29 protein-coding genes and 3 tRNA genes are annotated in these 25081 nt (G+C 60.6%); 17 read left to right on the forward strand and 15 right to left on the reverse strand.

Features of this window, described 5'->3' with window-relative positions; genetic code table 11:
* Positions 1-12 precede the first annotated feature (12 nt).
* Positions 13-729, reverse strand: coding sequence for a FadR/GntR family transcriptional regulator (locus HMPREF3171_RS05510; RefSeq protein ID WP_070422597.1), 717 nt, complete (start codon positions 727-729; stop codon positions 13-15).
* A 122-nt stretch (positions 730-851) separates the two neighbouring features.
* Here HMPREF3171_RS05510 and nrdF point away from each other — a divergent pair, with 122 nt between their 5' ends.
* The 3 genes from nrdF to HMPREF3171_RS05525 all read left to right on the forward strand — a co-directional run bounded on the left by nrdF (position 852) and on the right by HMPREF3171_RS05525 (position 4587).
* Entirely contained in the window at positions 852-1841 is a 990-nt protein-coding gene (nrdF, locus tag HMPREF3171_RS05515; protein WP_186806827.1) for a class 1b ribonucleoside-diphosphate reductase subunit beta, read from the forward strand.
* 228 nt (positions 1842-2069) lie between these two features.
* Positions 2070-3770 carry an aa3-type cytochrome oxidase subunit I gene (ctaD, locus tag HMPREF3171_RS05520; protein ID WP_070422595.1) on the forward strand — a complete coding sequence of 567 codons (1701 nt, stop codon included), beginning with the start codon at positions 2070-2072 and terminating at the stop codon, positions 3768-3770.
* Positions 3771-3861: 91 nt separating this feature from the next.
* Positions 3862-4587, forward strand: a complete 726-nt coding sequence (locus HMPREF3171_RS05525; RefSeq protein ID WP_070483523.1) for a peptidyl-tRNA hydrolase — start codon at positions 3862-3864, stop codon at positions 4585-4587.
* Here HMPREF3171_RS05525 and HMPREF3171_RS05530 read toward each other — a convergent pair.
* Both HMPREF3171_RS05530 and HMPREF3171_RS05535 read right to left on the reverse strand, forming a co-directional pair.
* A complete protein-coding gene (locus tag HMPREF3171_RS05530) occupies positions 4577-6535 on the reverse strand; it encodes an ATP-dependent DNA helicase (RefSeq protein WP_070483525.1) in 1959 nt (652 codons plus the stop codon). The two genes, HMPREF3171_RS05525 and HMPREF3171_RS05530, sit on opposite strands and share 11 nt — an antisense overlap.
* Positions 6536-6538: 3 nt before the next feature.
* Positions 6539-7864 (reverse strand): nicotinate phosphoribosyltransferase, encoded by a 1326-nt coding sequence (locus HMPREF3171_RS05535; protein ID WP_070422592.1) that lies wholly within the window; start codon positions 7862-7864, stop codon positions 6539-6541.
* A gap of 94 nt (positions 7865-7958) precedes the next feature.
* On the opposite strand from HMPREF3171_RS05535, the gene clpS reads away from it, so the two are divergent.
* From clpS to HMPREF3171_RS05585, 10 genes are all read left to right on the forward strand, one after another.
* Positions 7959-8258 (forward strand): ATP-dependent Clp protease adapter ClpS, encoded by a 300-nt coding sequence (gene clpS, locus HMPREF3171_RS05540; RefSeq protein ID WP_070422616.1) that lies wholly within the window; start codon positions 7959-7961, stop codon positions 8256-8258.
* A gap of 9 nt (positions 8259-8267) precedes the next feature.
* A complete protein-coding gene (locus tag HMPREF3171_RS05545) occupies positions 8268-8807 on the forward strand; it encodes a DUF2017 domain-containing protein (RefSeq protein WP_070422591.1) in 540 nt (179 codons plus the stop codon).
* Between the two features lie 9 nt (positions 8808-8816).
* Entirely contained in the window at positions 8817-9776 is a 960-nt protein-coding gene (locus HMPREF3171_RS05550) for a P1 family peptidase (protein ID WP_070483527.1), read from the forward strand.
* A gap of 216 nt (positions 9777-9992) precedes the next feature.
* Complete coding sequence (locus tag HMPREF3171_RS05555; protein ID WP_070451271.1) at positions 9993-10655, forward strand: rhomboid family intramembrane serine protease; 663 nt, start codon at positions 9993-9995, stop codon at positions 10653-10655.
* On the forward strand, positions 10652-11470 hold the full coding sequence (gene murI / locus HMPREF3171_RS05560; RefSeq protein ID WP_070451231.1) for a glutamate racemase: 819 nt from the start codon (positions 10652-10654) through the stop codon (positions 11468-11470). Before HMPREF3171_RS05555 ends, murI begins: the two co-directional genes overlap by 4 nt.
* 63 nt (positions 11471-11533) lie before the next feature.
* A complete protein-coding gene (locus tag HMPREF3171_RS05565; RefSeq protein ID WP_070483530.1) occupies positions 11534-12301 on the forward strand; it encodes an MBL fold metallo-hydrolase in 768 nt (255 codons plus the stop codon).
* 155 nt (positions 12302-12456) lie between these two features.
* On the forward strand, positions 12457-13455 hold the full coding sequence (locus tag HMPREF3171_RS05570) for an Abi family protein (protein WP_070483532.1): 999 nt from the start codon (positions 12457-12459) through the stop codon (positions 13453-13455).
* A gap of 45 nt (positions 13456-13500) precedes the next feature.
* Positions 13501-14229 (forward strand): ribonuclease PH, encoded by a 729-nt coding sequence (rph, locus tag HMPREF3171_RS05575; RefSeq protein ID WP_070422586.1) that lies wholly within the window; start codon positions 13501-13503, stop codon positions 14227-14229.
* Positions 14223-14822, forward strand: a complete 600-nt coding sequence (gene rdgB / locus HMPREF3171_RS05580; protein WP_070483533.1) for an RdgB/HAM1 family non-canonical purine NTP pyrophosphatase — start codon at positions 14223-14225, stop codon at positions 14820-14822. Before rph ends, rdgB begins: the two co-directional genes overlap by 7 nt.
* A gap of 22 nt (positions 14823-14844) precedes the next feature.
* Entirely contained in the window at positions 14845-15219 is a 375-nt protein-coding gene (locus HMPREF3171_RS05585) for a hypothetical protein (RefSeq protein WP_070451224.1), read from the forward strand.
* Between the two features lie 44 nt (positions 15220-15263).
* Here HMPREF3171_RS05585 and HMPREF3171_RS05590 read toward each other — a convergent pair whose 3' ends face one another.
* Both HMPREF3171_RS05590 and HMPREF3171_RS05595 read right to left on the reverse strand, forming a co-directional pair.
* A complete protein-coding gene (locus HMPREF3171_RS05590; protein WP_070422583.1) occupies positions 15264-15635 on the reverse strand; it encodes a DUF3817 domain-containing protein in 372 nt (123 codons plus the stop codon).
* Positions 15632-16090, reverse strand: a complete 459-nt coding sequence (locus HMPREF3171_RS05595) for a hypothetical protein (protein ID WP_246815332.1) — start codon at positions 16088-16090, stop codon at positions 15632-15634. Before HMPREF3171_RS05595 ends, HMPREF3171_RS05590 begins: the two co-directional genes overlap by 4 nt.
* Positions 16091-16188: 98 nt before the next feature.
* Here HMPREF3171_RS05595 and HMPREF3171_RS05600 point away from each other — a divergent pair.
* A tRNA-Leu gene (locus HMPREF3171_RS05600) sits at positions 16189-16273 on the forward strand.
* 23 nt (positions 16274-16296) lie between these two features.
* Here the strand turns inward: HMPREF3171_RS05600 and bcp are convergent.
* Entirely contained in the window at positions 16297-16782 is a 486-nt protein-coding gene (gene bcp, locus HMPREF3171_RS05605) for a thioredoxin-dependent thiol peroxidase (RefSeq protein ID WP_070422582.1), read from the reverse strand.
* A gap of 80 nt (positions 16783-16862) precedes the next feature.
* Here bcp and HMPREF3171_RS05610 point away from each other — a divergent pair, with 80 nt between their 5' ends.
* Positions 16863-17138, forward strand: a complete 276-nt coding sequence (locus HMPREF3171_RS05610; RefSeq protein WP_070483535.1) for a DUF3618 domain-containing protein — start codon at positions 16863-16865, stop codon at positions 17136-17138.
* Positions 17139-17257: 119 nt separating this feature from the next.
* Positions 17258-17905 (forward strand): DUF305 domain-containing protein, encoded by a 648-nt coding sequence (locus HMPREF3171_RS05615; RefSeq protein ID WP_224213570.1) that lies wholly within the window; start codon positions 17258-17260, stop codon positions 17903-17905.
* On the opposite strand, the gene HMPREF3171_RS05620 is transcribed toward HMPREF3171_RS05615, so the two are convergent.
* Positions 17906-18481, reverse strand: coding sequence for a nicotinamidase (locus tag HMPREF3171_RS05620; protein WP_070422580.1), 576 nt, complete (start codon positions 18479-18481; stop codon positions 17906-17908).
* Positions 18482-18573: 92 nt separating this feature from the next.
* Positions 18574-18646 (reverse strand) — tRNA-Lys (locus HMPREF3171_RS05625).
* 205 nt (positions 18647-18851) lie between these two features.
* Between HMPREF3171_RS05625 and HMPREF3171_RS05630 the strand changes: the two genes are divergently transcribed.
* A complete protein-coding gene (locus HMPREF3171_RS05630) occupies positions 18852-20051 on the forward strand; it encodes a L,D-transpeptidase (protein ID WP_070483537.1) in 1200 nt (399 codons plus the stop codon).
* Positions 20052-20085: 34 nt separating this feature from the next.
* Here HMPREF3171_RS05630 and HMPREF3171_RS05635 read toward each other — a convergent pair whose 3' ends face one another.
* From HMPREF3171_RS05635 to HMPREF3171_RS05665, 7 genes are all read right to left on the reverse strand, one after another.
* The gene (locus HMPREF3171_RS05635) at positions 20086-20946 is read right to left on the reverse strand and encodes a siderophore-interacting protein (protein WP_070483539.1); all 861 of its coding nucleotides are present in this window, start codon (positions 20944-20946) and stop codon (positions 20086-20088) included.
* Positions 20947-21092: 146 nt separating this feature from the next.
* Positions 21093-21168: transfer RNA gene (locus tag HMPREF3171_RS05640), tRNA-His, on the reverse strand.
* A gap of 46 nt (positions 21169-21214) precedes the next feature.
* Positions 21215-21844 (reverse strand): oligoribonuclease, encoded by a 630-nt coding sequence (gene orn / locus HMPREF3171_RS05645; RefSeq protein ID WP_070483541.1) that lies wholly within the window; start codon positions 21842-21844, stop codon positions 21215-21217.
* A complete protein-coding gene (gene cmrA / locus HMPREF3171_RS05650; protein WP_070483543.1) occupies positions 21845-22651 on the reverse strand; it encodes a mycolate reductase in 807 nt (268 codons plus the stop codon). It lies immediately after the preceding gene.
* 10 nt (positions 22652-22661) lie between these two features.
* Entirely contained in the window at positions 22662-22982 is a 321-nt protein-coding gene (locus HMPREF3171_RS05655) for a transcriptional regulator (RefSeq protein ID WP_070483545.1), read from the reverse strand.
* Entirely contained in the window at positions 22979-23404 is a 426-nt protein-coding gene (locus tag HMPREF3171_RS05660; protein ID WP_141743363.1) for a hypothetical protein, read from the reverse strand. The genes HMPREF3171_RS05655 and HMPREF3171_RS05660 overlap by 4 nt, the downstream gene beginning before the upstream one ends.
* A gap of 39 nt (positions 23405-23443) precedes the next feature.
* The gene (locus HMPREF3171_RS05665; RefSeq protein WP_083291979.1) at positions 23444-24826 is read right to left on the reverse strand and encodes an MFS transporter; all 1383 of its coding nucleotides are present in this window, start codon (positions 24824-24826) and stop codon (positions 23444-23446) included.
* Positions 24827-25081 lie beyond the last annotated feature (255 nt).

The following is a 25081-nucleotide window of genomic DNA, read 5'->3' on the forward strand; positions in this document are numbered from 1 at the left end:
ACCCCGGGGGTTTTAAATCTCCATGAACTCGTTGACACCGCGCAGGAGTCGTCGAGAAGCATCTTCTGCACGATCCGGATCGTTGTTGGCGATCGCGTCAGCGAGCTCGATGTGAATCTTCATGGTGTTCATCTCCGGATCGTCCGGCATGATGCCGTACTCGGAGCGCCCCTTCATTACATCCATGATCGGCTGGGTCAACTGGACAAACATTTCGTTGCGTGACGCGGTAAGCAGCAACGAGTGGAAGCGGGCGTCGGCCTCTTGGAACTCCTCAGAGTTACCGGCGACCTGACCGGCGAGCTCCACGATGCGCTCGGCGAGGGCGCACAGCTCGCGTGCTTCCGCAGGGGTGGCATTCGTCGCGGCGAGGCGCGCGGCGGACGGCTCGATTGCGTCGCGAAGTTCGCGCAGGGAAGTGATTTGGGCGTGCCGTTGTTCGTCGCTACGCAAACGCCAAGAAATGATTTGGTGGTCGAACACATTCCACTCGGACTGGGGGAGCACCTTCAAGCCCACGCGGCGTGACGACGACACCAAGCCCAACTGCTCAAGCGCACGCATCGCCTCGCGCGCGACCGTGCGAGAGATACCGAAACGCTCGGACAGATCATGAAGGGTGAACGTGTTGCCTTCCGGCTGGACACCCGAGACGATCTCTTCCCCTAACACATCCAGGATGGACGAGAGTAGGGGTTGCGTGGGTGAGCGCTTGTCGCTCGAAGTCACAGTGCCCTCCTTCAGGCAGCTAATTGTGTGTGATTCGTCAGTATCTTAGGCCATTGAGACGCTCATTCAATGCAATTTCAAGCCCGATTTCTCTTATGGGGGTCTCGGGTAGGATGGTCGCCATGACTGACGAATACGCGAGTTACCTTGAGTCTCACACCAAACCGGTGAAGGCGATTAACTGGAACAATGTGCCCGACGACAAGGATCTCGAGGTTTGGGATCGCTTGACGGGCAATTTCTGGCTGCCGGAGAAGATTCCGGTGTCCAATGACATTCCGAGCTGGAACACGCTGACTGAGGATGAAAAGGCCGCGACCATGCGTGTGTTCACCGGCCTGACGCTCCTGGACACAATCCAGGGCACGGTTGGTGCGGTGTCGTTGCTTCCGGATGCGACGTCGATGCACGAAGAGGCAGTGTTGACCAACATTGCCTTCATGGAGTCGGTGCACGCGAAGTCCTACTCCAACATTTTTATGACGCTTGCGGATACCCCTTCTATTAATGAGGCATTCCGTTGGTCCGAGGAAAACGAGTACCTGCAGCGCAAGGCGAAGATCATCCTGTCCTACTACGAGGGCGATGATCCGCTGAAGCGCAAGGTTGCTTCCGTGATGCTGGAATCGTTCCTGTTCTACTCGGGCTTCTACCTGCCGCTGAACTGGTCGGTGCACTCGAAGCTGACCAACACGGCCGACATTATCCGTCTGATCATTCGCGACGAGGCCGTGCACGGCTACTACATCGGCTACAAGTATCAGCTCGGTGTGCGCAACGAGTCCGAAGAGCGGAAGGAAGAGCTTAAGGATTACGCCTTCGATCTGCTGTACGACCTGTACGAGAATGAGAATCAGTACACCGAGGATATTTACGACCCGCTCGGCTGGACGGAGGACGTGAAGCGCTTCCTTCGCTACAACGCGAATAAGGCGCTGAACAACCTTGGTTATGAGGGTTTGTTCCCGGCGGATGAGACGAAGGTTTCGCCGGCAATTCTGGCGTCGCTGTCGCCGAATGCCGATGAGAACCACGACTTCTTCTCTGGTTCGGGTTCCTCCTACGTTATTGGTCGTGCGGAGGATACCCAGGACGACGACTGGGACTTCTAAGCACTGTTTGCTTGTCGACGACGCCTCGCCACCCGGCGAGGCGTCTCCCATTTGCAGACAACGCAGCAGGGTTGCCTGCATGGGTTCACCCCGCAAGGGGGAACAGTATTCGGAGAGGCTGGAAAAACAGTGTGCAGAACGTTATGCTGATCCGGTATCACTCGTGGCAGCTGTGCGTGATTCGAGGCAATTCGGGTCAAGTGCAGTTGTCGAAATCAGGAGGATTCAATGACCGCTGTGGCACCTAGGCTGGACAATCACGTCCCGCCGACACGCCCCGAGCCGACGGGCCATGCCCGCAAGGGTTCGCAATTTTATAAGCAACTCATCACGACCGACCACAAAGACCTCGGCATCATGTACATCATCATGTCGTTCGTGTGGTTCTTCGTGGCTGGCCTGATGGCCCTGCTGATTCGTCTGGAGCTCTTCAGCCCAGGCCTGCAGTTCCTGTCCAACGAGCAGTTCAACCAGCTGTTCACCATGCACGGCACCGTGATGCTTCTGGCATTCGGTACCCCAATCGTTTGGGGTTTTGCTAACTACGTTCTGCCGCTGCAGATCGGCGCCCCTGATGTGGCCTTCCCGCGTCTGAACGCATTCGGCTTCTGGGTCACCACCGTTGGTGTTATCGCCATGCTGGCCGGCTTCGTTACCCCGGGTGGCGCTGCTGACTTCGGCTGGACGATGTACATGCCGCTGGCTGACGCAACGCACACGCCGTCCGTTTCCGCCAACCTCTGGATTGTCGGTGTAGGCGCTACCGGTGTGGGCACCATTGCTTCCGCCGTGAACATGCTCACCACTGTGCTGACCATGCGTGCGCCGGGTATGACCATGTTCCGTATGCCGGTGTTCACCTGGACGGTGTTTGTTACCTCGATCATCGCGCTGATGATCTTCCCGCTGCTGACCGCAGCTGCAATGGGTGTGCTCTTCGACCGTCTCATCGGCGGCCACATCTACGACACCGCTAACGGCGGCACGATCCTGTGGCAGCACCTGTTCTGGTTCTTCGGCCACCCTGAGGTGTACGTCCTCGCACTGCCGTTCTTCGGCCTGGTGTCCGAGATCGTCCCGGTGTTCTCCCGTAAGCCGATCTTCGGCTACATCGGCCTGGTCTTCGCAACCCTGGCTATTGCAGGTCTGTCCATGGCTGTGTGGGCACACCACATGTTCGCCACCGGCGCTGTCCTGCTTCCGTTCTTCTCGTTCATGACCTTCCTGATTTCGGTTCCGACCGGTGTGAAGTTCTTCAACTGGCTCGGCACCATGTGGAACGGTCACCTGACGTTCGAGACCCCGATGCTGTGGGCAACGGGCTTCCTGTTCACCTTCCTCTTCGGTGGTCTGACCGGCATTATGCTGGCTGCTCCGCCGTTGGACTTCCAGCTGCACGACTCCTACTTCGTGGTTGCGCACTTCCACTACACCCTGTTTGGTACCGTGGTGTTCGCTTCCACCGCTGGCGTGTACTTCTGGTTCCCGAAGATGACCGGCCGCATGCTGGACGAGAAGCTGGGCAAGATTCACTTCTGGCTCGTTGTTATCGGCTTCAACCTGACCTTCATGGTTCAGCACTGGCTGGGCAACATGGGTATGCCGCGTCGTTACGCTGACTACCTCGACACCGATGGCTTCACCCTCCTGAACCAGGTGTCCACTGTTGGCTCCTTCATCCTGGGTATCGGCTTCCTGCCGTTCATCTGGAACGTGTTCAAGTCCTGGCGCTACGGCGAGATCGTCACCGTCGACGATCCGTGGGGCTACGGCAACTCCCTCGAGTGGGCAACCTCCTGCCCGCCGCCGCGCCATAACTTCACCTCCCTGCCGCGTATCCGCTCCGAGCGTCCTGCGTTCGAGCTGCACTACCCGCACATGGTGGAGACCCTGCGTCGTGAGGCCCACACTGGCCACCGCGAGGCATAACACCCCAGCCAAGTAGCAACGGACTACTGGCCTCCTGAACTCAGCCCCCGCTTCGGCGGGGGCTTTGTTGTGCCCACTACCCTGAACCAGGATGAATGCCGAGACAACCGAAATCACAAGCGCATACGAGCTGCTGCGGGAACGCGTCGCAGATGACTACCGCCAACGCAGCGAGTATCCAAACGACCCATCGACAGTGCAGGCGATGCAACTCGCCATCAATCTGCCCAAGCAGGATCCGCCCAGCCGCAACGCGGTGCTTGTTTGCGCCGCCCGCGCCGTCGTCGCCGTATGCCTCGACTCTCGTGCGGGCATCGATGGTTTCTGGCGCGACGGGGTAGAGCAGTGGTATTCACACCGCATCCGTAAGGTTGCCCGGAGGGCACGGAACAAGGCTTGGGATGACGTGCAGGCGTTACCTGGGGTGACAGTGGGATCGGTACGCGCGTTTGTTCCGTCTGCTGTAGGGGATGTGCCACATGCGATAGCCAAGTTGCAGATCAAGGGCACAGAACTCGAGGAGGGCGAAGACCTGCCGCTCGTCGAGGGTGCTCCGTTGATCGCAGTGGACAGTTCGCTTGCGATGTCCGCGGGCAAGGCGGCCGCACAGGTAGGACACGCCTCAATGTTGCTTGCTGCGGCGCAGGACCTCGAGTGGGTGCTGGACTGGGCCGAGCAGGGGTTCCCGCTAAACGTGCGTGAAGTGTCTGCTGATCAGTTCCGTGAGTACTGCGATCGGCCAGGTGCGGTCGCGGTGCGAGACGCGGGCTACACGGAGGTCGCGCCCGGTTCCACCACCGTGGTGGCTATCCCTTAGCCACCAACCTCTTCAACGCGCCGCGAACGACCTCGGGGTCGGTGGTATCCCAGAAGGCGGGGAGGCTGCGGCGGATAAACGAGCCGTAGCGCTTCGTCACTAAGCGATTGTCCAGCACTGCCACGACCCCGCGGTCATTGACGGAGCGCAGCAAGCGGCCGGCACCTTGCGCCATGAGCAGCGCCGCGTGGGTGGCGGAGACCTCCATGAAGCCCGACCGGCCGGCGGCATCGGCGGCGTTCGCTCGGGCCTGCAACAGGGGATCGTCGGGGCGGGGGAAGGGGATGCGATCGATGATGACCAGCGAGCACGAGCTCCCTGGAACGTCGACGCCCTGCCACAACGTCAGTGTGCCGAACAGACATGAGTTCTCTGACTTGGCAAAACTATCAACCAGTACACCGGTGGAGTCCTCGCCCTGCAACAAGATGTCGAAGGGGAGGCGGGCCCGCATGGCTTCGGCGGCCTGTTCGGCGGCTCGTCGAGAAGAAAACAGTGCCAGGGTGCGGCCACCGGCGGCGGTGATAAGGTCCGCGATCTCATCGAGCGTTTCCTTCGCAAGCCCATCGCGGCCCGGGGTGGGCAGGTGCTTCGCGGTGTAGAGGATGCCCGACTTGGCGGGGTCGAACGGGGTGCCAGCGTCGAGCGAGTCCCAGGTGCCCTTCGGCAAGCCCCAGGCGCTGGCCATGGCGTTGAAGTTGCCGCCGACCGTCAACGTGGCAGAGGTAAGCACCACGGTGCGCTCCCCGAAAAGCCGTTCGTGGAGCAGCCCCGCGACCGACAGGGGCGCGACGGAGACGGAATCGCCGTGGCGGTCGGAGCGGGTGAGCCACACAACGTCGGTGTGCTTGGCCGGATCCGGCTCGTCGAACACACCGAGGATGCGCACGATCGCGTCGTGGAGATCCTCCAAGTGGTTGGTCAGGTTGCCACGCTCCGCAAACTTCTCCGGATCGTTCTGGGCCTCACCCTCGGGCGGTTCGCCGATGGACTGGCGGGTCTTCCACAACGCGTCGCGCAGAGCGACAAAACCACCACGTGCCGGGTCGGAAATGGTTTCCCACCGGCCGGGGGCTTCGAGGTCGATGGCGGCAGTGAAGTCGTCGATAACGTCCTCGAGTGTTTCGCGTTTCGCGCCAAGCTTGTCGGCACGGCGAGCTGCCATGGCGAGTGCGCGTGCGGAAATCTCCGCGGTAGCGACCGAGGTGATGCGTCCGTCGAGTTCGTGGGCCTCGTCGATAATCACAGCATCGTGCTGGGGGAGCACGTCCACATCGGCGAGGGCATCGATAGCCAGTAGTGCGTGGTTGGTGACCACGATGTCCACGTCCTTGGTGCGCTCCCGGGCGATCTCCGCGAAGCAGTCCTGGCCGTGCGGACAACGCGTCGCCCCCAAGCACTCACGGGAGGTCACCGAAACTTGGCGCCACGCCTGATCTGGCACACCAGGAACCAGATCGTCGCGGTCACCGGTCGGGGTGTCCTGTGCCCACTCGGCGACGCGCTTGACGTGTTTGCCCAGCCAGGTCAGATCCTCTTCCTCGATGAGGGTGTCGCTGGGGTCCTCCGCAAGCACCTTGTGCAAACAGACGTAGTTGTTACGGCCCTTTTGGATGGCAAAGGTTGGTCGCTGGGGCAGGAGAGGCTCAAGCGCGTCGGCAAGGCGCGGCAGGTCACGGTCGACCAGTTGGCGCTGCAGCGCGATCGTCGCAGTGGAGACCACAACGGTTGTGTCGTGCATCTGTGCATAACGGAGCGCAGGAACCAGGTACGCCAGGGACTTACCCGTACCAGTGCCTGCCTGAACGGCAAGGTGACGTTCGGAATCCAACGCACGAGTGACCGCGTCGGCCATCTTGACCTGGCCAGGCCGGCGCGAGCCGCCGAGCGACTCGACGGCAGCCGAAAGCAACTCACCTGTGCTGTGCGAAAGCGGTTCGTCTGCCACGGCCTACTCGGTGGGCTCCGGAAACCCGATAAAACGGGTCGGGATGGCAACCTCGCCGCGCGACAGAGCGAGGCCCTCCCAGGGCAGGGTGGTGCGTGCTTCGGCGTGCAGCTTTCGGCTGTCCTCGATGCTTGGCTGGTTGTCCAGGACCTCACCGTCGCGGATCATCGGCACGGTCAGCTCGCGGTAGTCCAGGTTCGGCTTGCGGGGGATTTCGGCGCCCATCGGGTGGATAATCTCGCCCACCGCAACGCCGGAGGAGCGGTACGCGCGAAGCGCAGACTTGCCGCCGCCGTAGGTGACCTTGCCGGAAGAACGCTTGGCCACGGGGTGGCCTTCGACCTCGACGAGCTTGTAGACCAGGCCAGCCGTAGGCGCGCCGGAGCCTGTCACCACAGAGGTGCCGACGCCGAAGCCATCGACTGGGTCGCCGCGCAGACCTGCGATGGCGAACTCATCCAAGTCGGAGGAGACGATGATCTTGGTGTTGAACGCACCTGCCTCGTCGAGTTGCTTGCGCACGCGGCGTGAGACGATGCCGAGATCACCAGAATCGATACGCACCGCGCCGAGTTCGGTGCCAGCAACCTCGAGCGCGTTGTCCACGCCCTTGGTGATGTCAAAGGTATCCACCAGCAGCGTGGTGTCCTTACCTAGGGACTTAATCTGGCCGGCAAAGGCGGCCTTTTCATCGGGCTGGCCGTTCTCGTCGACATGCAGCAGCGTCCACGAGTGGGCGGCAGTACCGGACGCCGGGATGCCGTGGCGTAGCGACGCCTCCATGTTGGAAGTTGCGTCAAAACCCGCGATGTAGGTCGCACGTGCAGCCGAAACGGCAGCCTCTTCGTGGGTACGGCGCGAACCCATCTCGATAATCGGCCGGCCGTCTGCCGCGGAGACCATACGCGACGCGGCGGAGGCAATCGCGGAGTCGGCATTCAGGATGGACAGGATGACAGTTTCCAAGATGACGCACTCGGCGAACGTGCCGCGCACCGTCATGATTGGGGAGTACGGGAAGTACAGATCGCCCTCCCGGTAGCCGTCCACCTGGCCGGAGAAGCGGAAGTTGCGGAGATATTCGCGTGCTGCATCGGAAAGGAAATCGGCGGTTGCGATCTGCTCTTCGGTGAAGCGGAAGCGGGTAATTGCGTCGAGGGCACGCGCGGTACCTGCGACGACGCCGTAGCGGCGCTCGTTGGGCATGCGGCGGCCAAAGACTTCGAAAACACACTCGCGTTCGGCTGTGCCATCTTGGATGGCGGCGTCGAGCATGGTGAGCTCGTACATGTCGGTTAAAAACGCGGTAGAGGGCAGCGGTTGGTTCATGGTGTGCAAGCGTACCCTCCCGTCCCCTCCCGTCCGACGGGGTAAGGTGGTTCACATGTTTGCTTCAGCTCGCAACGCTGCCGAACCGGCGCATATGAGTTCGCCGATGGCGACCCCAGAGCTCGACGAGGCCGTCGATGTCGAGGTGGCCACGAGCGAGAACCTGCCATGGTTGTGCATTGTGTGGGACGACCCGGTGAACCTGATGAGTTATGTCACCTATGTGTTCCAGACGGTGCTGGGCTACGACCGCAAGCGCGCCCAGGAGCTGATGATGCAGGTCCACACTGAGGGCAAGGCTGTGGTCTCTTCTGGCGAGAAGGACAAGGTAGAAACCGACGTGAAGAAACTGCATACCGCCGGTCTGTGGGCGACGATGCAGCAGGCAGGGTAGGGGAGACGAATGCAGCCTTGGCGTAAGAAGAAGGGGTTGATGCGTTCAACCCCGAAGTACACGACCACGTTTGATCCGATGGAGCGTGAGGTCATTGGGGATCTCACGGCGACGGTGTCGGAGGCGTTGATTGCACGTGCGCAGTCGGCTCCGAAGGATGAGTTCGCGGAGATGATGGGGGTTTCCACCGGGCACACGGAGGCACCCCAGGATCCGAAGTTGGCTCGATTGTTGCCCGACTTTGAGCGCGAGGGCGACGAGGAGTTCGAGGGCGACAACGGTTTGTTGCGCAGCTTGCATGAAAACGACATCATTCGTGCGAAGTTGATCAATCTGCAGGTGGTCAACGAGGCGCTCGGCCCCACTGGTGGCGTTGAGGTCACCATCGAGGAAGAAGACGCGCACAAGTTCATCGCTGCGGTCAACGACATGCGCCTCTACATTTCCGCTGACACTTCGGGTGGCGAGGGCGCTCAGCAGGAGCGCGCGATGCTCGTGGAGTGGCTCGCGTACTGTCAGGATTCTTTGCTCGACGCATTGATGGGCTAGCTCGAGCGCATGCGTATCGACGACCCCTTGGCCCGCATCGGCCACATCTCACTCGCGGACACTGGCGTGACCGCGATCCTTGCACCGCACGAGGCAGGCATGGTCGCGGCAGTGGATGTGCGTGGCGGTGGCCCCGGTACACGTGAGACTGACCTGCTCGAACCCCACAACACCGTTGAGCGCGTCCACGCGATCATGCTGTGCGGTGGGTCTGCGTTTGGGCTTGCTGCCGCCGATGGAGCGATGGCCGAGCTGGAACGCCGCGGTTGGGGCTTTCCGGTGTTCGGCGAAGACATGCCGGGCCCCCGGGTGCCGATCGTGCCTGCGGCGGTGATCTTCGACCTTGTCGTCGGCGACCCGGCACACCGCCCCACTGCGGCCGATGGTGCAGCCGCGATCACCGCCGCCTTCGACGGTGGTACAGGAGCGACCGGCAGTGTCGGTGCTGGCTGTGGCGCAACCGCTGGCGTGCTGCGGGGTGGGTTTGGCCAGGCCACGGTGAGCACGATGAGCACGGACGGCTACACGGTTGAGGCGTATGTGGTTGCCAATCCGGTTGGGATGGTCGTCGATAAGCACACCGGGCTCCTCTACGGCGATGGTGCGAAACCCGCGGTGGACCTGGAGCGGTTTAACGCGCTTGAGCGCCCCACACCGAAACTGAACACCACGATCGGTGTGATTGCCACGAATGCGCCGCTCACAAAGCCACAACTCAAGCGCGTGGCAATGACCGGACACGACGGCATCGCGCGAGCCATTCGCCCCGCGCACTCGCCACTCGACGGCGACACGTTGTTCGCAGTGTCCACCGCTCAACCTGGTGCGCAGCCGGTCAGCGATGTTGAAGCTTTCGGACGCATCGGAGAAGCCGGCGCCCAAGCAGTGCAGGCTGCAATCGTGGACGCTGTAGTAAACGCAACCGGTGACTTTGGTATCACCGCCTGGCGCGACATCGCACGCGCCTAGCGCAGGCAGCTAAGCTGCACCACGATGAACAATAACAACCACCACACCCCTGAAGGCTGGGGCTACGGACGCACCGAACAGCCCGGCTACGGCAAGCCGTTCCAGCGTCCGTTCTCCCACCCAGAGACCCAACCGCCCGCGTTCGGCGGCATGCCTGCGCCGGGTGTGCCACACAACCCCTATGCCAACCAGCGTCAGCCGTACGGCCAGCCGGGCATGGGGTTGCAGGGACAGGGTTACCCGGCGAGCAGGTCGCTCAAACGCAGGCAGCAGCGCAAATCCGGGCTGCGCTTTGCAGGTGGCTTCCTGGCCCTGATTTGGGCTGTGTTTATTCTCCAGCTCTTCTTCCCGTGGCTGCAGGGCTTTGGCATACACCCGCTGGACATCAACGGTCTGCCGATGATTTTCACCTCGCCGCTGCTGCACGCGAATCTGGAACACATCATTTCCAACTCGCTGCCGGGTGCGCTGTTTGCCTACCTCATCGGTTACTCCGGCAAGCGCGTGTTTTGGGAGGTGACAACGTTCGTTCTGCTCATCGGCGGACTCGGCACCTGGGTGTTCGGCGGTATTGGCACGAACCACATTGGCGCATCCGGCCTGGTGTATGGCTGGTTGGCGTACCTGTTGGTGCGTGGCTTTTTCAACCGCTCGATTGGTCAGATTCTTACCGGCTTAATCCTCGGCTTCTTCTACTCCGGTTTGATTTGGGGTGTGCTGCCGGGCACTGAGGGTGTCAGTTGGCAGGCGCACCTCTTCGGCGCGATCGGTGGCATTGTCGCCGGCATGATCATCACGTCTGACGATCCGCCGGAGCTCGCCGCGAAAAAGCATGCGAAGAAGCAGGCGAAGGCTGCGGAAAAGCAGGCGCGCAGGTGAGTAACCAGGTAAGCAACCAGGTAAGTAACAACGCGCCGATTGGGTTGTTCGACTCCGGTGTCGGCGGGCTGACCGTGGCGCGTGCGGTGATGGATCAGTTGCCGGGCGAATCCTTGATCTATATCGGCGATACAGCCAACAGCCCGTACGGTCCGCAGCCGATCGCGGATGTGCGCGCTCATTCGCAGCGCATTGCCGACGATCTGGTGGAACGTGGCTGCAAGATGCTTGTCATTGCGTGTAACACCGCCACCGCCGCGTTTCTTCATGATGCCCGCGAGCGCTACAACATCCCTGTCCTCGAAGTGATCCAGCCTGCAGTACGCCGTGCGATGGCGACCACCCGAAACAACAAGATCGGCGTCATTGGCACCGAAGGCACCGTCACCTCTGGTGCGTATCAGGACTTCTTCGCGGTCAACCCGAATGTGGATGTCACCGCTGTTGCCTGCCCTGATTTCGTCCCCCTCGTGGAGCAGGGCGTGACCTCCGGCAAGCATGTGCTCGAGGTCGCCCGCGGCTATGTGGAGCCGCTGCGCGAAGCAGGCGTGGACACGCTTGTGCTCGGCTGTACGCACTATCCGCTGCTTTCCGGCGTGATCCAGCTTGCCGTGGGCGATGATGTCACGCTCGTGTCCTCTGCGGAGGAAACCTCGAAGGATGTGTTGCGCGTGCTCACGGAGAGCGATTTGCTTAGCGACGACACCACCGCCCCAATCCGCATCTTCGAATCCACCGGAGATCCTGGCACATTCGATGAGCTCGCCCGCCGATTCCTCGGCCCTCAGGTGCATGCGGTGGGCAACAGACTGTAAAACTCGCCGTGCGCTTCGGCGATCCAGTGTGAAATTAGGGCGCATTCATGGCACAGTGTTTCCATGAAGTTGACCATCCTTGGGTGCTCCGGAAGCCTTGCCGCGCCGGGGAACCCCGCCTCCTCCTATGTCATTTCGGTGCCGGGTGAAACCGATGTGGTGATGGACTTTGGTCCGGGGGCGCTCGCCGCGATGCAGGAACGGTTCGATCCTGCTGCGGCCCACGTGATCTTCAGCCACCTGCACGCTGATCATTGCTCGGATTTCCCGTCGCTGTTGGTGTGGCGCCGATACCATCCGGAGGCACCTGCGCAGCAGCGCCACCGCCTCATCGGGCCTTCGTATGCGGTTGAGCACTTTGGTCGCATGAGCGCCGATGGTCCGGGTGAGGTCGACGATTGCACGGACACGTTTGACTTCACCACCTGGCGTACCCGCGAGCCGGAGACGTTGAGCGGTCTGATGGTCACGCCGTTTGAAGTGGTCCACCCGGCCCAGGAGTCGCATGCGCTGCGCGTGGAGGACGCGCACGGCAAGGTGCTGACGTTCTCGGGCGACTCGAGCTACACGCCGTCGCTTATCGACGCCGCCCGTGGCGCCGACCTGTTCCTCTGCGAAGCAGCCTGGGGTGCGTCGTCGGAAGGCAAAGCCGAAGGCATGCACATGTCTGGCAAGGAGGCGGGACGCCTCGCCCGCGAAGCCGGGGTGAAGACGCTGGTGCTGGTGCACATTCAACCGTGGACTGACCCGCACAGTGTGCTTGAGGCAGCCCGTACTGAGTTTGATGGCGAGATTCTGCTGGGGCAGGCCGGCGCCGTCTACGAGGTGTAAGGGTCGGGCCTTACTGCGTTACCCCTTTTAAGGGGTGGAAGGTGACCTAGGGGGTCGCGTGCGCTAAATTAGCCACCACAACGACCGGTTCCGCTAGGCTACATCTTGAGTAGTCAGTCCAGGGCCGGTTTTCAAAATCTTGGGGGTAGGGGATCGTGGTATCCACGAAACCGTTTCAGAACTATGAAGACTTGCTCACGCTATTGGGCGAACGGGGGATGCGAATTGCAGATCTTGCGTCTGCGGAAGAGTCGCTGCGAAACATCGGTTATTACCGTTTGAGCGGATACTGGTACCCGTTTAGAGAGCCATTCCCGAATCAACAAAAACTTCACGGATACGAACTCACACGCAAGAATGAATTCCGTGAGGGAACGAATTTCGACGACATCATTCGACTCGTGAGGTTCGATACCCGATTGCGTAAGGCAGCCTTGAGTGCGTTGGAGCCCGTGGAGATTTGGCTCCGTAACGCCATTGCACACGCGATTGGTAGCGTGCACCCGCTGCTTCATCTTCATCTTGACGACCCGTCAATGCTTGACCTGCAGATGCAGCCTCCCATTAAGGAACCGAACCAGGTAGAGCGGTATGCAAAGTGGTTGGACCGCTTTGACGCATCTATTGGTTACTCCAAAGAGGATTTCGTACACCACTACCGGGATCGCAACGAAGATCTTCCAATTTGGGCTGCAGTGCAGACCTTCGAATGGGGAACGCTGCACAATCTGTACGATCTGCTTCCAAAGTGGATGCGCGAGCAGATCGCTGCTGATGCCGGGCTCACGTTCAAGGAGCTCGGGTCATGGCAGCGATCGCTGGCTTATTTGCGAAATACGTGTGCACATTACGCGAGACTGTATAACCGTGTAGACGATGCACCGCTTGTGCCAAGAAAACCAAGTTCCACACTCAGCTGGATTCGGGCGTATCCGGAATCGTTGCGAGACCGGACATTCTTCAAATTGTCCATGTTGCAGTACCTGCACGGTGTGATCGAAGGAGAGCCACATTTCGGGCTCACCAAAATTGCTCACGAATTCCTGATGGCCAATTTCCCGGGACACGATCTTTCGACGCACTCACACTCGTTGCCCATCCTCACCGCAATGGGGTGCCCTCCGAACGTGATTAATAAATCGCCTTGGGTCTAGTTGGCTTGCAGGGACGCGACGCCCGCCTGCGTTACGCTTGGGGCTATGACTGATTTTTCGCGTTTTGACGGTCGCGCCGTCGACGAGCTTCGCCCTGTCCGTATCACCCGCGGTTTTACTTCGAACCCTGCTGGCAGCGTGCTGGTGGAGTTCGGTAACACCCGCGTGATGTGCACCGCTTCGGTGGAGGAGGGCGTTCCCCGTTTTAAGAAGGATTCCGGCGAAGGCTGGCTGACCGCCGAGTACTCCATGCTTCCTTCCGCGACGCACGAGCGTATGCCGCGTGAATCGATGCGTGGCAAGGTAAAGGGCCGCACGCACGAGATTTCGCGCCTGGTGGGTCGTTCCCTGCGCGCTGCGGTGGATCTTTCTGAACTCGGTGAGAACACCATCCAGCTCGACTGCGACGTGCTCCAGGCCGACGGTGGTACCCGTACCGCGTCGATCACAGGCGCGTACGTCGCACTTGCGGACGCGATCGCTGTGCTCAAGGAGCGCGGCGTGGTGCCGGGTGAGCCGCTGCTGAAGCCGGTAGCGGCGATCTCTGCCGGCATCATCGACGGCCACGTCTGCCTCGACCTGCCGTACGAGGAAGACTCCCGAGCGGAGGTGGACCTCAACGTGGTGATGCAGGAGGGCGGCAACTTTGTCGAGATCCAGGGCACCGGCGAGCACGGCCTGTTCGGCCGCGAGCAGCTCGGCGAGATGCTCGACGTGGCAGCCAAGGGCTGTGAGGAGCTTTTCGCAGCCCAGAAGGCGGCGTTGGGATGGTAAGAGTCCTCGTCGCGTCCCGTAACCCGGGCAAGGTCCGCGAACTCGACCAGGTGCTGCGCGAGGTGGCCATCGAGGGAGTGGAGCTTGTGTCGCTTGATAACGCCCCCGCCTACCCCGACCCTGTCGAGGACGGCCTGTCCTTTGAGGAAAACGCAGTGCTGAAGGCCCGGGCTGGTGCTGCCGCGACTGGTCTTCCGTGCGTCGCTGACGACTCCGGCCTAAGCGTCGAAGCCCTCAACGGCATGCCGGGCATCCTGTCCGCTCGCTGGTCCGGTAACCACGGCGACGACGCTGGTAACAACGCTCTGCTGCTCAAGCAGATGGAGGATATTAACCAGCGCCGCGCAGCGTTTGTGTCCTGCTGCGCGCTTGCCACCCCAGATGGCGACGTGCACGTCGCGGAGGGACGCTGGGAAGGGGAACTGCTTCGCGAGCCCCGCGGCGACAACGGTTTCGGCTACGACCCGCTCTTCGCGCCGGATGACGCGCCGGGGCGTTCCTCGGCGGAACTGACCTCGGAGGAGAAGAACGCACGGTCCCACAGGGGCAAGGCGTTGCGGGAGTTGGCAAAGCACATCGCAGCGCTGGAGTGACGAAAATCGTTACAGTGGCGGTATGAAGAAAACAATCGCATTCGCAGCAACTGTTCTCGCTTCCAGCGCGCTTCTGACCGCGTGCGGGCAGGACGGTGACTTCGACGGCACCTGGTCGGGCGACGTCACCGCAACCCAGGAGGGGACCGGTGGTGGTCATGCCACCGTGACTATTGACGGTAAGGATTGCTCCTGGGAGCTGACCGAAACCGACGGTGAGACTAACGAAGCGAACTGCCTGCGCGACGATAAAGAGTTCAAGCTGGAAGATCCGCTGACGCACCAGGATCTGGAGTACGACGCTGAGCGTGCTGGCGACACGTTGACGCTGTCGCCACAAAACGATCAGGCAGAAAAGGTCGGCGTCATGGTGCTAACAAAAACCGACGACGAATAAGTTTCGCCGCCGGTTTCATCCCCCGAAGTTCCAGTTCGCCGGCGTTAGGCGAGCTGGAACTTTTCTTTAACTTCCTTGCGGCGCTTCTCTTCCACAAAGAAGGACATAAACGGCACAACGCCGGAGATAGCGGTTGCCACCCAGGTGCCGCCGGACCAGCGGGCCTTGGAGCCGAGATTCAGCGACGTCATCAAAAACGCGACAAACGCAAAGCCGTGCACGCGCGCAACCCAGGACAGGTAGTCGACGTTCATGTCGAAGCCGTACTGCATGATCATGCGGGCAATCAGCAGAAGCAACAGGACACCGGTGATCCACGCCGCGATGGAGAACCACAGCAATGCCTGCTTGACGCGGCGCTGGCGCTCCGGGTGGATGCGCTCTGGCTGTGCTGCTGGCTGAGTTTGCTCGGTCATGCGTGTTCACCTTTACCTTCCGGGTGGGTTTCGCGGCGCGGTGCCACAAGTTTGTTGTATTCGTCGACGTCGATCTCCGGACGTGCGGGCAGGAAGTCCTCGTCGATTTCCGTGACGGGCTTGTGCTTGCCGTAGCGGGCGAGATCGGCCTCGTACAGGTCATCCATGGTCAGTCCTGCGTTCTCGGCGTCAATCTTGTCGTTTTCCATGCGCATACCTACGCGGTAGGCGTAGATGAAGAACAGTGCGAAGCATGGCCACTGCAGGGCGTAGCCCAGGTTCTGGAGAGTGCCGGTGCCGGATTGGTAGCGTTCCCACTGCCACCGGGCGAGCAGGAGGCACGTCACTGCGGCGGCGATGAGGAGCAGGATGTGCCACCAACGCACGCGAAGCCGCTCACGCTGCGGAACCGGGGTGGCCCCGTCCGCGTCCGTGTGTTCCAACTTTTCGCTCACGAGAGGTGATCTTACCCGGTAAAACCGCGGCACCAAACTAAAGTTTGATACCGCGGTTTCTGTGGATGGGGGCGCGGCGTGTAATATCCGTTCTCGACGCGCCCGTGGCGGAATTGGCAGACGCGCTGGATTTAGGTTCCAGTGCCTTATGGCGTGAGAGTTCAAGTCTCTCCGGGCGCACCAATTCTTTATGGGGGAGTGGGGACTTACAGGTTCCAGTCGCGCAGGATGCGGCCAACGTGGCCAGTTGCCCTGACGTTGTACTGGGCTTGCTCCACGGTGCCCTTACCGTCAGCGTCGACGGAGACAAGGAACGTTGAGCGGATAACGCCTTGGACGATCTTGCCGTAGTTCTTCTTTTCCCCGAATGCGCCGTAAGCCTCGAGGGTTTCCTTGGATTCGTCAGAAAGCAGCTGCACGGTCAGGTTGTGGTCGTCGCGGAACTTTGCCAACTTCTCTACCGGGTCGGGGCTGATGCCGAGTACGGCGACGGAGGCGTCCTTGAACTGGTCCATATTGTCGCTAAAGTCGCAAGCTTCGGTGGTGCAGCCGGGCGTGTTGGCCTTCGGGTAGAAGTACACGATGACTCGCTGGCCAGCGAAATCGGCAAGCGAAACGGTTTCGCCCTTGTCGTTATTCAGGGAAAAAGCGGGGGCGGTGTCGCCTTGTTGCAGTCTGGTGGGTTCAGTCATGCCTCCCCGTTTTACACTACTGTTGGTACGAAAAGACGTCAGTCTAGAAAAGTCCCAAGTAAACGTAGGAGTTTGAAACCGTGGCACGAGATATTCACGACATTGAGCGTGACCTTGCACGCACCCGCAGCCAGCTGGCTAGCACGCTCGACGAGCTTGCAGACCGCACGAACCCGTCCACCTTGGCCGATACGGCTAGGGATCAGGCAAAGACCTGGCTCGAGGACGAGACTGTGCAGAAGATCATCGCTGGCGTTGGTATCGGTATCGCAGCGCTGATCGGTATCAAGGTCTACAACGGCCGTAAGCGCAAGAGCGAGCTCAAGGAGCTGCAGAAGCTGCTGTCGCGTAACTAAGCGCGAGCGTCTGTACGCCGGTACCTGCAATGTTGTGGGTGCCGGCGTTTTGTCGTCGATACGCTCGTGTCCTTGTTGAATTCAAGGTAATCTCTCTTTACGACCGAAAGGGAGCATCAATGGTTAATGATCAGGCCGACCACGAACTCGAGCGGATGCGCGGCAGTAAAAAGCCGCTGTTGATCGCATTAGCGGTCATTGCGGTGATTGTGCTTGTGCTGACGGTGGCGGGGCCGTCGATACGCGCTGCGTTCACACCGGATGAAGAGACCGCCGCAACGTCGACGGACACCGACGCCGAGTACAACGGCACTGACGTCCACTTCCTGGGCATGATGGTGCCGCACCACCAGCAGGCGATCGACATGTCGGATGTGCTGCTGGACTCCGACGTCGACGATGCGCAGGTGCGTGATCTCGCCCAGCGCATCAAGGACGGTCAGGAGCGCGAAAACGAGCAGATGAACGCCTGGGCCGACGAGTGGGGCATCGATCAGGACATGGAGCTCCACTCGAAGCACATCGCCAATGGCATGTTCCCGCCCGAGCAGTTGGACGAGTTCGCGCAGTTGCGTGGCGACGACCTGCGCACCGCTTTCCTCGAAATGATGCACTTCCACCACGCCCACGTGATCAAGATGACGCAGGACGAGGTGGACGGCGGCGCCTACGAGCCGCTTCGCGAGTTGGCCCAAGACATGATTGAGGTGCAAACCGCCGAAATGGGCGAGATGGAAGAACTTCTGGGCTACAACCCGACGAAGTAACTAGACAATCTCGGCGCCAGCCTCAAACATTTCCTGAAGCGCTGCGGCACCGCCCTTGTCATCGACAGGGGAGCACATCGCGCGCAGGACGCGCACCTTGAAACCAGCCTTCAGGGCGTCCAGGACGGTGGCTCGCACACAGAAGTCCGTTGCAATGCCACAGACGTCTAGCTGGGAAACCTCGCGCTCGCGCAACCAATCCTCAAGCGATGTGCCAGCCTCAGTTGCGCCCTCGAACCCGGAATAAGCGGCGGTGTACTTGCCCTTGCGGAAAAACTCCTCAATCAGCGAGGTATCCACCGGTCCGCGCATCTGCGCACCATAGGAATCAGCGACGCAGTGCGGCGGCCAGGTGTTGACAAAGTCCGGTGTCTCGCCTTCCTTGGCAAAGTGGTCACCTGGCTCGATGTGCCAATCCTGTGTTGCCACAATGTGGTCGTACTCCAAACACCTGTTATCAGGGGTGGAGATCAACTCCGCGATTTTTGACGCCACCTCATCGCCGCGGGCGGTGGCAAGGCTACCGCCGGGGCAGAAGTCATTTTGCACGTCAACAATTACCAAGGCTGTTTTCATGAAGATCAGCCTAGTCTCAGCTGCGAGAAAAAGTGACGGGTACACAAAAAGCGAGGCTGGCGGGTAAAATACCTGCCAGCCTCGCTGTGCTGTGCGCCATCAGGGAATCGAACCCCGAACCCACTGATTAAGAGTCAGTTGCTCTGCCAATTGAGCTAATGGCGCGTATTTTGTTTTGTTGGTGTTGCTCTCTGCAACGAGGTAATACATTAGCAGCGTGTGTTGAATGTGTGAAATCGGCAGGTAAGAGCATATTTTTCGGCGATGTTAAACGTTGTATAACGCTTTGTTTGTGGATGGTGGCTTTTTAGCCGTTAACGGTTAAAGTATTGGCGTTTGAGTTTTGGATTTGAGTTGTGAGGGGTCCATTGTGCTCCACCTTCGCGCGGTTCGCCGCTGCACCGCGGTCCTGACGGCGCTGGCTGCAGGAGCGATGATTTCGGCCTGCTCACCGGGGGATGGGTCGAGCCGTCTCGAGCAGGTTGCGGAGACAGACCAGGCTGCAGAGACGACGCCTGCGGCGAAGCCGCCGAAAGTCTCGGTGAGCAATAACGCCACTGACGTCGAGCCTGGCCAGCCGGTGAAGGTGCTTTCGGAGGTCGGATTGGCCTCGGTGAAGATGACCAACGAGGCCGGCAAGGAAGTCGAGGCGGAGTTCAACGACGACAAAACCGAATGGTCTACGGCGGAACCGCTTGGTTACGGACGCGAGTACACCATTGAGGCGCGTGATGTTGAGGGCCAGAAGGTGATGTCGTCGTTTACTACGGTGTCGCCGGCTGTGACGGTTAATGCGTACGTTGGTCCGCTTGACGGCTCGACGGTTGGTGTCGCCCAGGCGGTAACCATCCGCTTTGATAGCCCGATCCAAGACACCAAGAAGATGGAGAAACTCATCTCGGTGGAAACCTCGAACGACACCGAGGGTGGATTCTTCTGGCTGGATCCTTACGAAGTGCGCTGGCGCCCGAAGGAGTACTGGGAGCCCGGTACTGAGGTCACTGTGAAAGTGGATCTGTATGGGCGCAAACTTGCCGAAGGCGTCTACGGTTCCGACGACACCGAAATCAGCTTCACCATCGGTGACAAGGTGGAGACTGTCGTGGATAACTACGACAAGATGCTGCGCGTCTACGCTAACGACGAGTTGGTGAAGGAGTTCCCGATCTCACTGGGAACCGACGGTAGCTACGACACCCCGAATGGCACCTACGTGGTGGGGGATGAGCACCCCAGCCTTGTCATGGACTCGCGTACCTACGGCTTGGCGTTGGATGCGGGCGGGTACGTCACGCCGGTGGATTACGCCACCCAGCTGTCGTACTCGGGCATCTACGTCCACTCCGCGCCGTGGGCGCTGTGGGCGTTGGGGTCCCAGAACCAGTCGCACGGCTGCATCAACGCTTCCTATGAGAACGCCAAGTGGTTCCAGGAGTACGTCAAACGGGGTGACCCGGTAGTGCTGAAAAACACTGGCGGATCGACCCTGACCCCGTACGACGGCTTGGGCTACTGGAACCTTGATTGGGAGCAGCGCTCCGGCGGCAGCGGCGAGCAGCTCTACTCCTAGTGCCCCTAGGTGCAGTTAGTGCCCCCAGGCGCAGTTAGGCTTTCGCGCGTTCCTCCTCGGCTTCAATCTCGGCGTTGAAATCGCGCTTGGAGGCCTGCCACTGATCCTCTGTCATGCCGATGCGCCAGTATCCAGAGATGGACACGTCTTGCTTGGGGACCTCGGATTCGACGAAGAGGAAGCGCCGCATTTCCTTGATCATCTCGGCAACGCCGTGGATGAACCAGCTGGTGTTCTTTCCGTCCGGCACGCCGGCCTGTCGCACGACGCGGGATAGCTCCGTGCCATGGGTCGCGCCGTTGCGGATCACCCAATGGATGTCCACGCCATCGCGGGCTGGGAGCTCAAACTTGCGGTCTTCGGCTTCGATCTCGATGTACGCGGTCGCAGTTGCGCCCTCGGGGAGGCGCTTTAGGCCCGCGCCGATGGCCGGTGCTGCGGACTCATCGCCGGCGAAGATGAAGTGCTCGTAGTCGACCGAAGGGCCCCACGCGCCACCTGGGCCGAAGAAGCCGATCTTCTCTCCAACCTCGGCTACGCGAGCCCACGGACCGGCCAGGCCTGCATCGCCGTGGGTGACAAAGTCAACATCGAAATCCCCGGTCGATGAGTCGAGGTTGATCAACGTGTAGGTCCGGGTCACCGGTTGCTTGTCGCGCGGCTGTTGTTCACGGACCTGTTCGACGTTAAATGGCCAGGAGTAGTCGGCGCCCTCCGGCACGAACAACAGCTTGAGGTAGTGGTCCGTAAACTCCAGATCTTTACCGACAAAAGCGGGGGTGTTCAGGCTTAAGCGAACCAGATCGGGGGAGAGCTGGCGGCGACCGGTCACGGTTGCCTCATTGGCCTTCCGGGGTTTACGCCTCGCGGCCGCTTTGTTGGCTTGTTCGGTCATCGTTGTCCCTGTCCTTCAACAACTCGTGGCTGCTTCGGGCGGCGGAAGTTCGCACGCCAAATAGTTAGGTAAGGCTAACATATTCAAGGAGGGGGTGGAATAGCAATGTGCCCCGTAACCTGTTGTGCAGGTTACGGGGCACGCTTTGGGGTGGCTGACGGGGCTCGAACCCGCGACACCCAGGATCACAACCTGGTGCTCTACCAGCTGAACTACAGCCACCATTGCTGTTTTGCAGCGGATTACACCTTAGCCGTTCATCTGAAGTTTACAAAAACCGCTGGTAGAACTCGGTTGCAGCGGCAGAAGCCTTCGTTGCGGTGTCGGTGTCCGGGCCGGGGGAGTCCACAAATACGGCGCGACGGTAGTAGTCCAGTTCGCGGATGGATTCCACGATGTCCGCCAAGGCGCGGTGAGCCATGCCCTTTTCGGGCTGGTTGTAGTACGCCTTAGGGAACCAGCGGCGCGACAGTTCCTTCACGGTGGAGACGTCGATCATGCGGTAGTGCAGGGCGTCGTCGAGACGCGGCATCTGCGCACGGATAAACGCACGGTCGGTAGCAATCGAGTTGCCCGCAAGTGGGGCAGGATGAGCAGGATCGCAATGCTTTGCGACGAGCTCCAGCACCGCATCCTCCGCATCCCGGATACTGGTCGTGGAGGCCTTAATGTCATCGAGCAGCCCGTTGGAGGAGTGCATCTCGGTGACAAAGTCATCCATCTCCGCCAGTTCGGCGTCGGTGGCGTGGACGACGAGGTCGACTCCGTCGTCGATAATGTTGAGCTCCGCATCCGTGACAAGCGCCGCAACCTCCACGATGACGTGGCGTGACGGGTCAAGACCGGTCATCTCCAGATCAACCCAAACGATGCGATTGTCCTTGTCTGCGATCTCCATTTATTCCTCTCCCATCTTGGCGTAAAACTTGCCCATAATTGGCGGCAGAATCCCGCGCGGGGCGTAGGTGGACACGACATCCATCGCCTTCGATAGCGGCCCCGGAACGACGCGTCGACGGTTGCGGCGCATCGCCTTCAGGGTGTCGGCAGAGCAGGACTCGTAGGTCGTCCACAGGAAATCGGGCACGACCTTATCTACGATCGACTGCTCCTCCTCCGGAATGTGCGCCTCACGCACCGGACCCGGCGCGAGCAGGGTGACGTGCACGCCGGAATCCTTTAGCTCGTAGTGCAGTGCCTCGGTGAACATGTTGACACCCGCCTTGGTGAACACGTAGGTGGCGTTGTTCGGGATCGGCAGGTTGCCCGCGGCGGAGCCGACGTTGCACAGCGCGCCCTCGCCGCGTGGCACCATCTGATCCAGCACCGCCTTGGTGATGCGGAACACTGCCGTCGCGTTCAAATTGAACTGGTTCGTCTCGTACTCCCAGTCCTGCTTCATAAACGGGCCAAACGAGGCAATACCGGCGGAATTGACGCAAATGTGAATCGTGCGGTTCGCAATGTGATCAAGCAGCGCGGTGACGTCGCGCTCCTTAGACAGATCCGCGGCGAAGACTTCGACGGTGACGCCGTGGGCGGCCGCGAGTTCGTCGCCAAGCTTCTGCAATACCTCCTCGCGCCGGGCAACAAGGATGAGGTTGTGGCCACCTTTGGCCAGGTCGCGTGCGATCGCCTCGCCGATGCCTTGGCTCGCGCCAGTAATCAACGCGAACGAGTTGATGGATGGTCCTGGAAAACTCATGCGTCCGAATCTACCCGCCCGCGATCTCTCGCAACGCTGCCGTGTGTCGCTCGAAGGCCTGCGCGCCCGTCGCTGTCAGTGTGACCCACACCGTGTCCTTCGCCCGGGATGAGCCGTACTCGCGAAAACGGGTGACGTAGCCGTGCTCCTCCAGCGTGGGCAACTGCTTGGAGAGTGCGGAGTCTGACAGGTTTACTTTGTCTTTCAGCGTGCTAAAGCGCATCTCAAAGCGGGACGATTGCTTTTCGACGGCACCGCCGTGGTACAGCGCCGCACAAATCTTCAACCGCGCCAGGGGGTGAATAACGGGGTCGATGGCTGGCTTGCTCATCGGTTTTTCTCCCAGTAGTAACCGGTGACGATGATGGCAGCCGCGGCGAGGATGCCCGCGATAGTCGCGCCAACGACGCTACCTTCGGGGACAAGCCAGACGATTGGCATGAAGACCAGCGGCATCAGTGCGGATCCCCAATTCGTCTCGGGGTCTTCCTGGATCGGCTGCTTCATGCTTGGACGCACGTTGCGGTTGTGATCTCGCACGGTGATGGCGATGCAGGCGATGATAATGACCGCAAACAATGCCCACCAGTATGTCCACCGCAGGATCAGGCCAGCAGCAGTGACTCCGAACAGGGTGCCGAGAATGACATAAGCCCACAGGGGTGTGGGCTTATGTTGCGCGTCGCGCTCGAGCATGTCGATCTGCTCGAGGGTGGCGCGAGCTTCTTCTTGAGAGATCTTGTTGCTTTCCACGTTGGCAAGTATGTCACTTGCCTGAATGGAAAGCAAGCGTTAAATCTCGTGCATCTCCTGGTGCTTAGTCTCTGGGGAGGAAAGGATTGCCCACAGGGAAATCGCGGTGACAATAACCAGGTAGATACCCACAGCCTGCGGGCCATACTTCGCGTTCAGTGCCGTCGCAATGAAGGGGGCGATAGCCGCACCCAGGATGGAGGACACGTTGTACGCGATACCCGAGCCGGTGTAGCGCACATTCGACGGGAACAACTCCGGCAAGATCGCAGACATCGGGCCGAAGATGAAGCCCATCAACACCATGCCGATGAACAAGAAGATGCCCAGGGAAACCATGGTGAACGTCTCCGGATTCAGCAGCCACTTGAAGCTCAGGCCATAGACGATGATCGCAACCGAGGTCAGACCCAGCACCGGGCGACGGCCGTAGACATCCGACCAATGCGCCGCAATCGGGATGCCAGCGATGAACCCGAAGATGCACACCAGCTGCAGCTTCAGGAACGTCGGGTACGCAATACCCAGGCCAACGCCCTCTTCCGCCGAGCCAATGCCGTAGGACAGGAACCAGGTGGTCACGATGTAGAACAAGGTGTAGCAGCCGACCATGACAAACGTGCCCTGGATCAGCGGCTTCCAGGCAGTCTTGAACACCTCCGCCAGTGGGGAAGCAGCCTTCTGGTTGTTTTGCTCCACCTGCTGGAACACCGGGGTTTCCTCAACCTGCAGGCGAACCCACAGGCCGATGATCACCATCACGATGGACAGCAGGAATGGAATACGCCAACCCCAGCGCATGAACGCGCCCTCGAAGTCGCCAGTGGTGTGGCCCAGCACGGTGACCAGGATGAGGAACAGGCCGTTTGCCAGCAGGAAGCCGAACGGTGCGCCGAGTTGGGGCCACATGCCCGCCCAGGCGCGGCGTCCCTTAGCTGCTGTTTCTGTGGACAGCAGGGCCGCGCCGGACCACTCGCCGCCCAGGCCAAGGCCCTGGCAGAAGCGCATCAGTGCCAGCAACGCCGGTGCCCAGATGCCGGCCTGTGCGTAGGTGGGCAGCAGGCCGATAACAAAGGTGGCGATACCCATGGTCAGCAGCGCACCGACCAAGGTGGCCTTGCGGCCGACCTTATCGCCGAAGTGGCCGAACAGCACTGAACCTAGCGGGCGAGCGATAAACGCCAGGCCAAACGTGGCGAACGACGACAGCAGCGCCACCGTGCTCGACTCCGACTTGGGGAAGAAGAGGAACGGAAATACCGCGACGGCTGCGGTGGCGTAGGCGTAGAAGTCGTAAAACTCAATCGTCGTGCCAATTGTCGACGCAAGGCGGACCCGGTTTCGCTCCTGTGGCGTTGTCTCCCGGATGGCAGCAGGGGCCGCTTGTGGGGCAGGGGGTTGATGCTCGACGCTGGTGGTCATTGCCCGTCCTCTCGTTCCATTGTGTGAAACTGCTGTGTCGCAGAATGGAAGAAACTGTACCACGCTATGGGACGCGTATCCCAAAAATGGGTGGGGTGTGGTCTGCTGAGGCCAAACGACACATCCAACACGGCATATATCGCTGAAAATCAGCGGAGTATGCCGTGTTCCATGTGTCGTTTAGCTTTGCGGCACGCCTCTTTCCCCGCACATGGTGAGAACGCATTGGGTTGCGTCCCTTAGTGTGGTGTAACG

The sequence above is a fragment of the Corynebacterium sp. HMSC08F01 genome (assembly GCF_001807545.1).
GTDB classification, from domain to species: Bacteria; Actinomycetota; Actinomycetes; order Mycobacteriales; family Mycobacteriaceae; genus Corynebacterium; species Corynebacterium coyleae.

Coding starts and splice junctions, on each gene's coding strand:
- HMPREF3171_RS05535 (WP_070422592.1), bottom strand. CDS start 7,864: ATGAACCAACCGCTGCCCTCTACCGCGTTTTTAACCGACATGTACGAG.
- HMPREF3171_RS05635 (WP_070483539.1), bottom strand. CDS start 20,946: ATGACCGAACAAGCCAACAAAGCGGCCGCGAGGCGTAAACCCCGGAAG.
- HMPREF3171_RS05585 (WP_070451224.1), top strand. CDS start 14,845: ATGAAGAAAACAATCGCATTCGCAGCAACTGTTCTCGCTTCCAGCGCG.
- HMPREF3171_RS05555 (WP_070451271.1), top strand. CDS start 9,993: ATGGGGTTGCAGGGACAGGGTTACCCGGCGAGCAGGTCGCTCAAACGC.
- HMPREF3171_RS05545 (WP_070422591.1), top strand. CDS start 8,268: ATGCAGCCTTGGCGTAAGAAGAAGGGGTTGATGCGTTCAACCCCGAAG.
- HMPREF3171_RS05550 (WP_070483527.1), top strand. CDS start 8,817: ATGCGTATCGACGACCCCTTGGCCCGCATCGGCCACATCTCACTCGCG.
- HMPREF3171_RS05665 (WP_083291979.1), bottom strand. CDS start 24,826: ATGACCACCAGCGTCGAGCATCAACCCCCTGCCCCACAAGCGGCCCCT.
- rph (WP_070422586.1), top strand. CDS start 13,501: ATGACTGATTTTTCGCGTTTTGACGGTCGCGCCGTCGACGAGCTTCGC.
- HMPREF3171_RS05590 (WP_070422583.1), bottom strand. CDS start 15,635: ATGACCGAGCAAACTCAGCCAGCAGCACAGCCAGAGCGCATCCACCCG.
- HMPREF3171_RS05565 (WP_070483530.1), top strand. CDS start 11,534: ATGAAGTTGACCATCCTTGGGTGCTCCGGAAGCCTTGCCGCGCCGGGG.
- ctaD (WP_070422595.1), top strand. CDS start 2,070: ATGACCGCTGTGGCACCTAGGCTGGACAATCACGTCCCGCCGACACGC.
- nrdF (WP_186806827.1), top strand. CDS start 852: ATGACTGACGAATACGCGAGTTACCTTGAGTCTCACACCAAACCGGTG.
- HMPREF3171_RS05655 (WP_070483545.1), bottom strand. CDS start 22,982: ATGAGCAAGCCAGCCATCGACCCCGTTATTCACCCCCTGGCGCGGTTG.
- rdgB (WP_070483533.1), top strand. CDS start 14,223: ATGGTAAGAGTCCTCGTCGCGTCCCGTAACCCGGGCAAGGTCCGCGAA.
- HMPREF3171_RS05620 (WP_070422580.1), bottom strand. CDS start 18,481: ATGAAAACAGCCTTGGTAATTGTTGACGTGCAAAATGACTTCTGCCCC.
- HMPREF3171_RS05525 (WP_070483523.1), top strand. CDS start 3,862: ATGAATGCCGAGACAACCGAAATCACAAGCGCATACGAGCTGCTGCGG.
- HMPREF3171_RS05615 (WP_224213570.1), top strand. CDS start 17,258: ATGGTTAATGATCAGGCCGACCACGAACTCGAGCGGATGCGCGGCAGT.
- orn (WP_070483541.1), bottom strand. CDS start 21,844: ATGGAGATCGCAGACAAGGACAATCGCATCGTTTGGGTTGATCTGGAG.
- cmrA (WP_070483543.1), bottom strand. CDS start 22,651: ATGAGTTTTCCAGGACCATCCATCAACTCGTTCGCGTTGATTACTGGC.
- clpS (WP_070422616.1), top strand. CDS start 7,959: ATGAGTTCGCCGATGGCGACCCCAGAGCTCGACGAGGCCGTCGATGTC.
- bcp (WP_070422582.1), bottom strand. CDS start 16,782: ATGACTGAACCCACCAGACTGCAACAAGGCGACACCGCCCCCGCTTTT.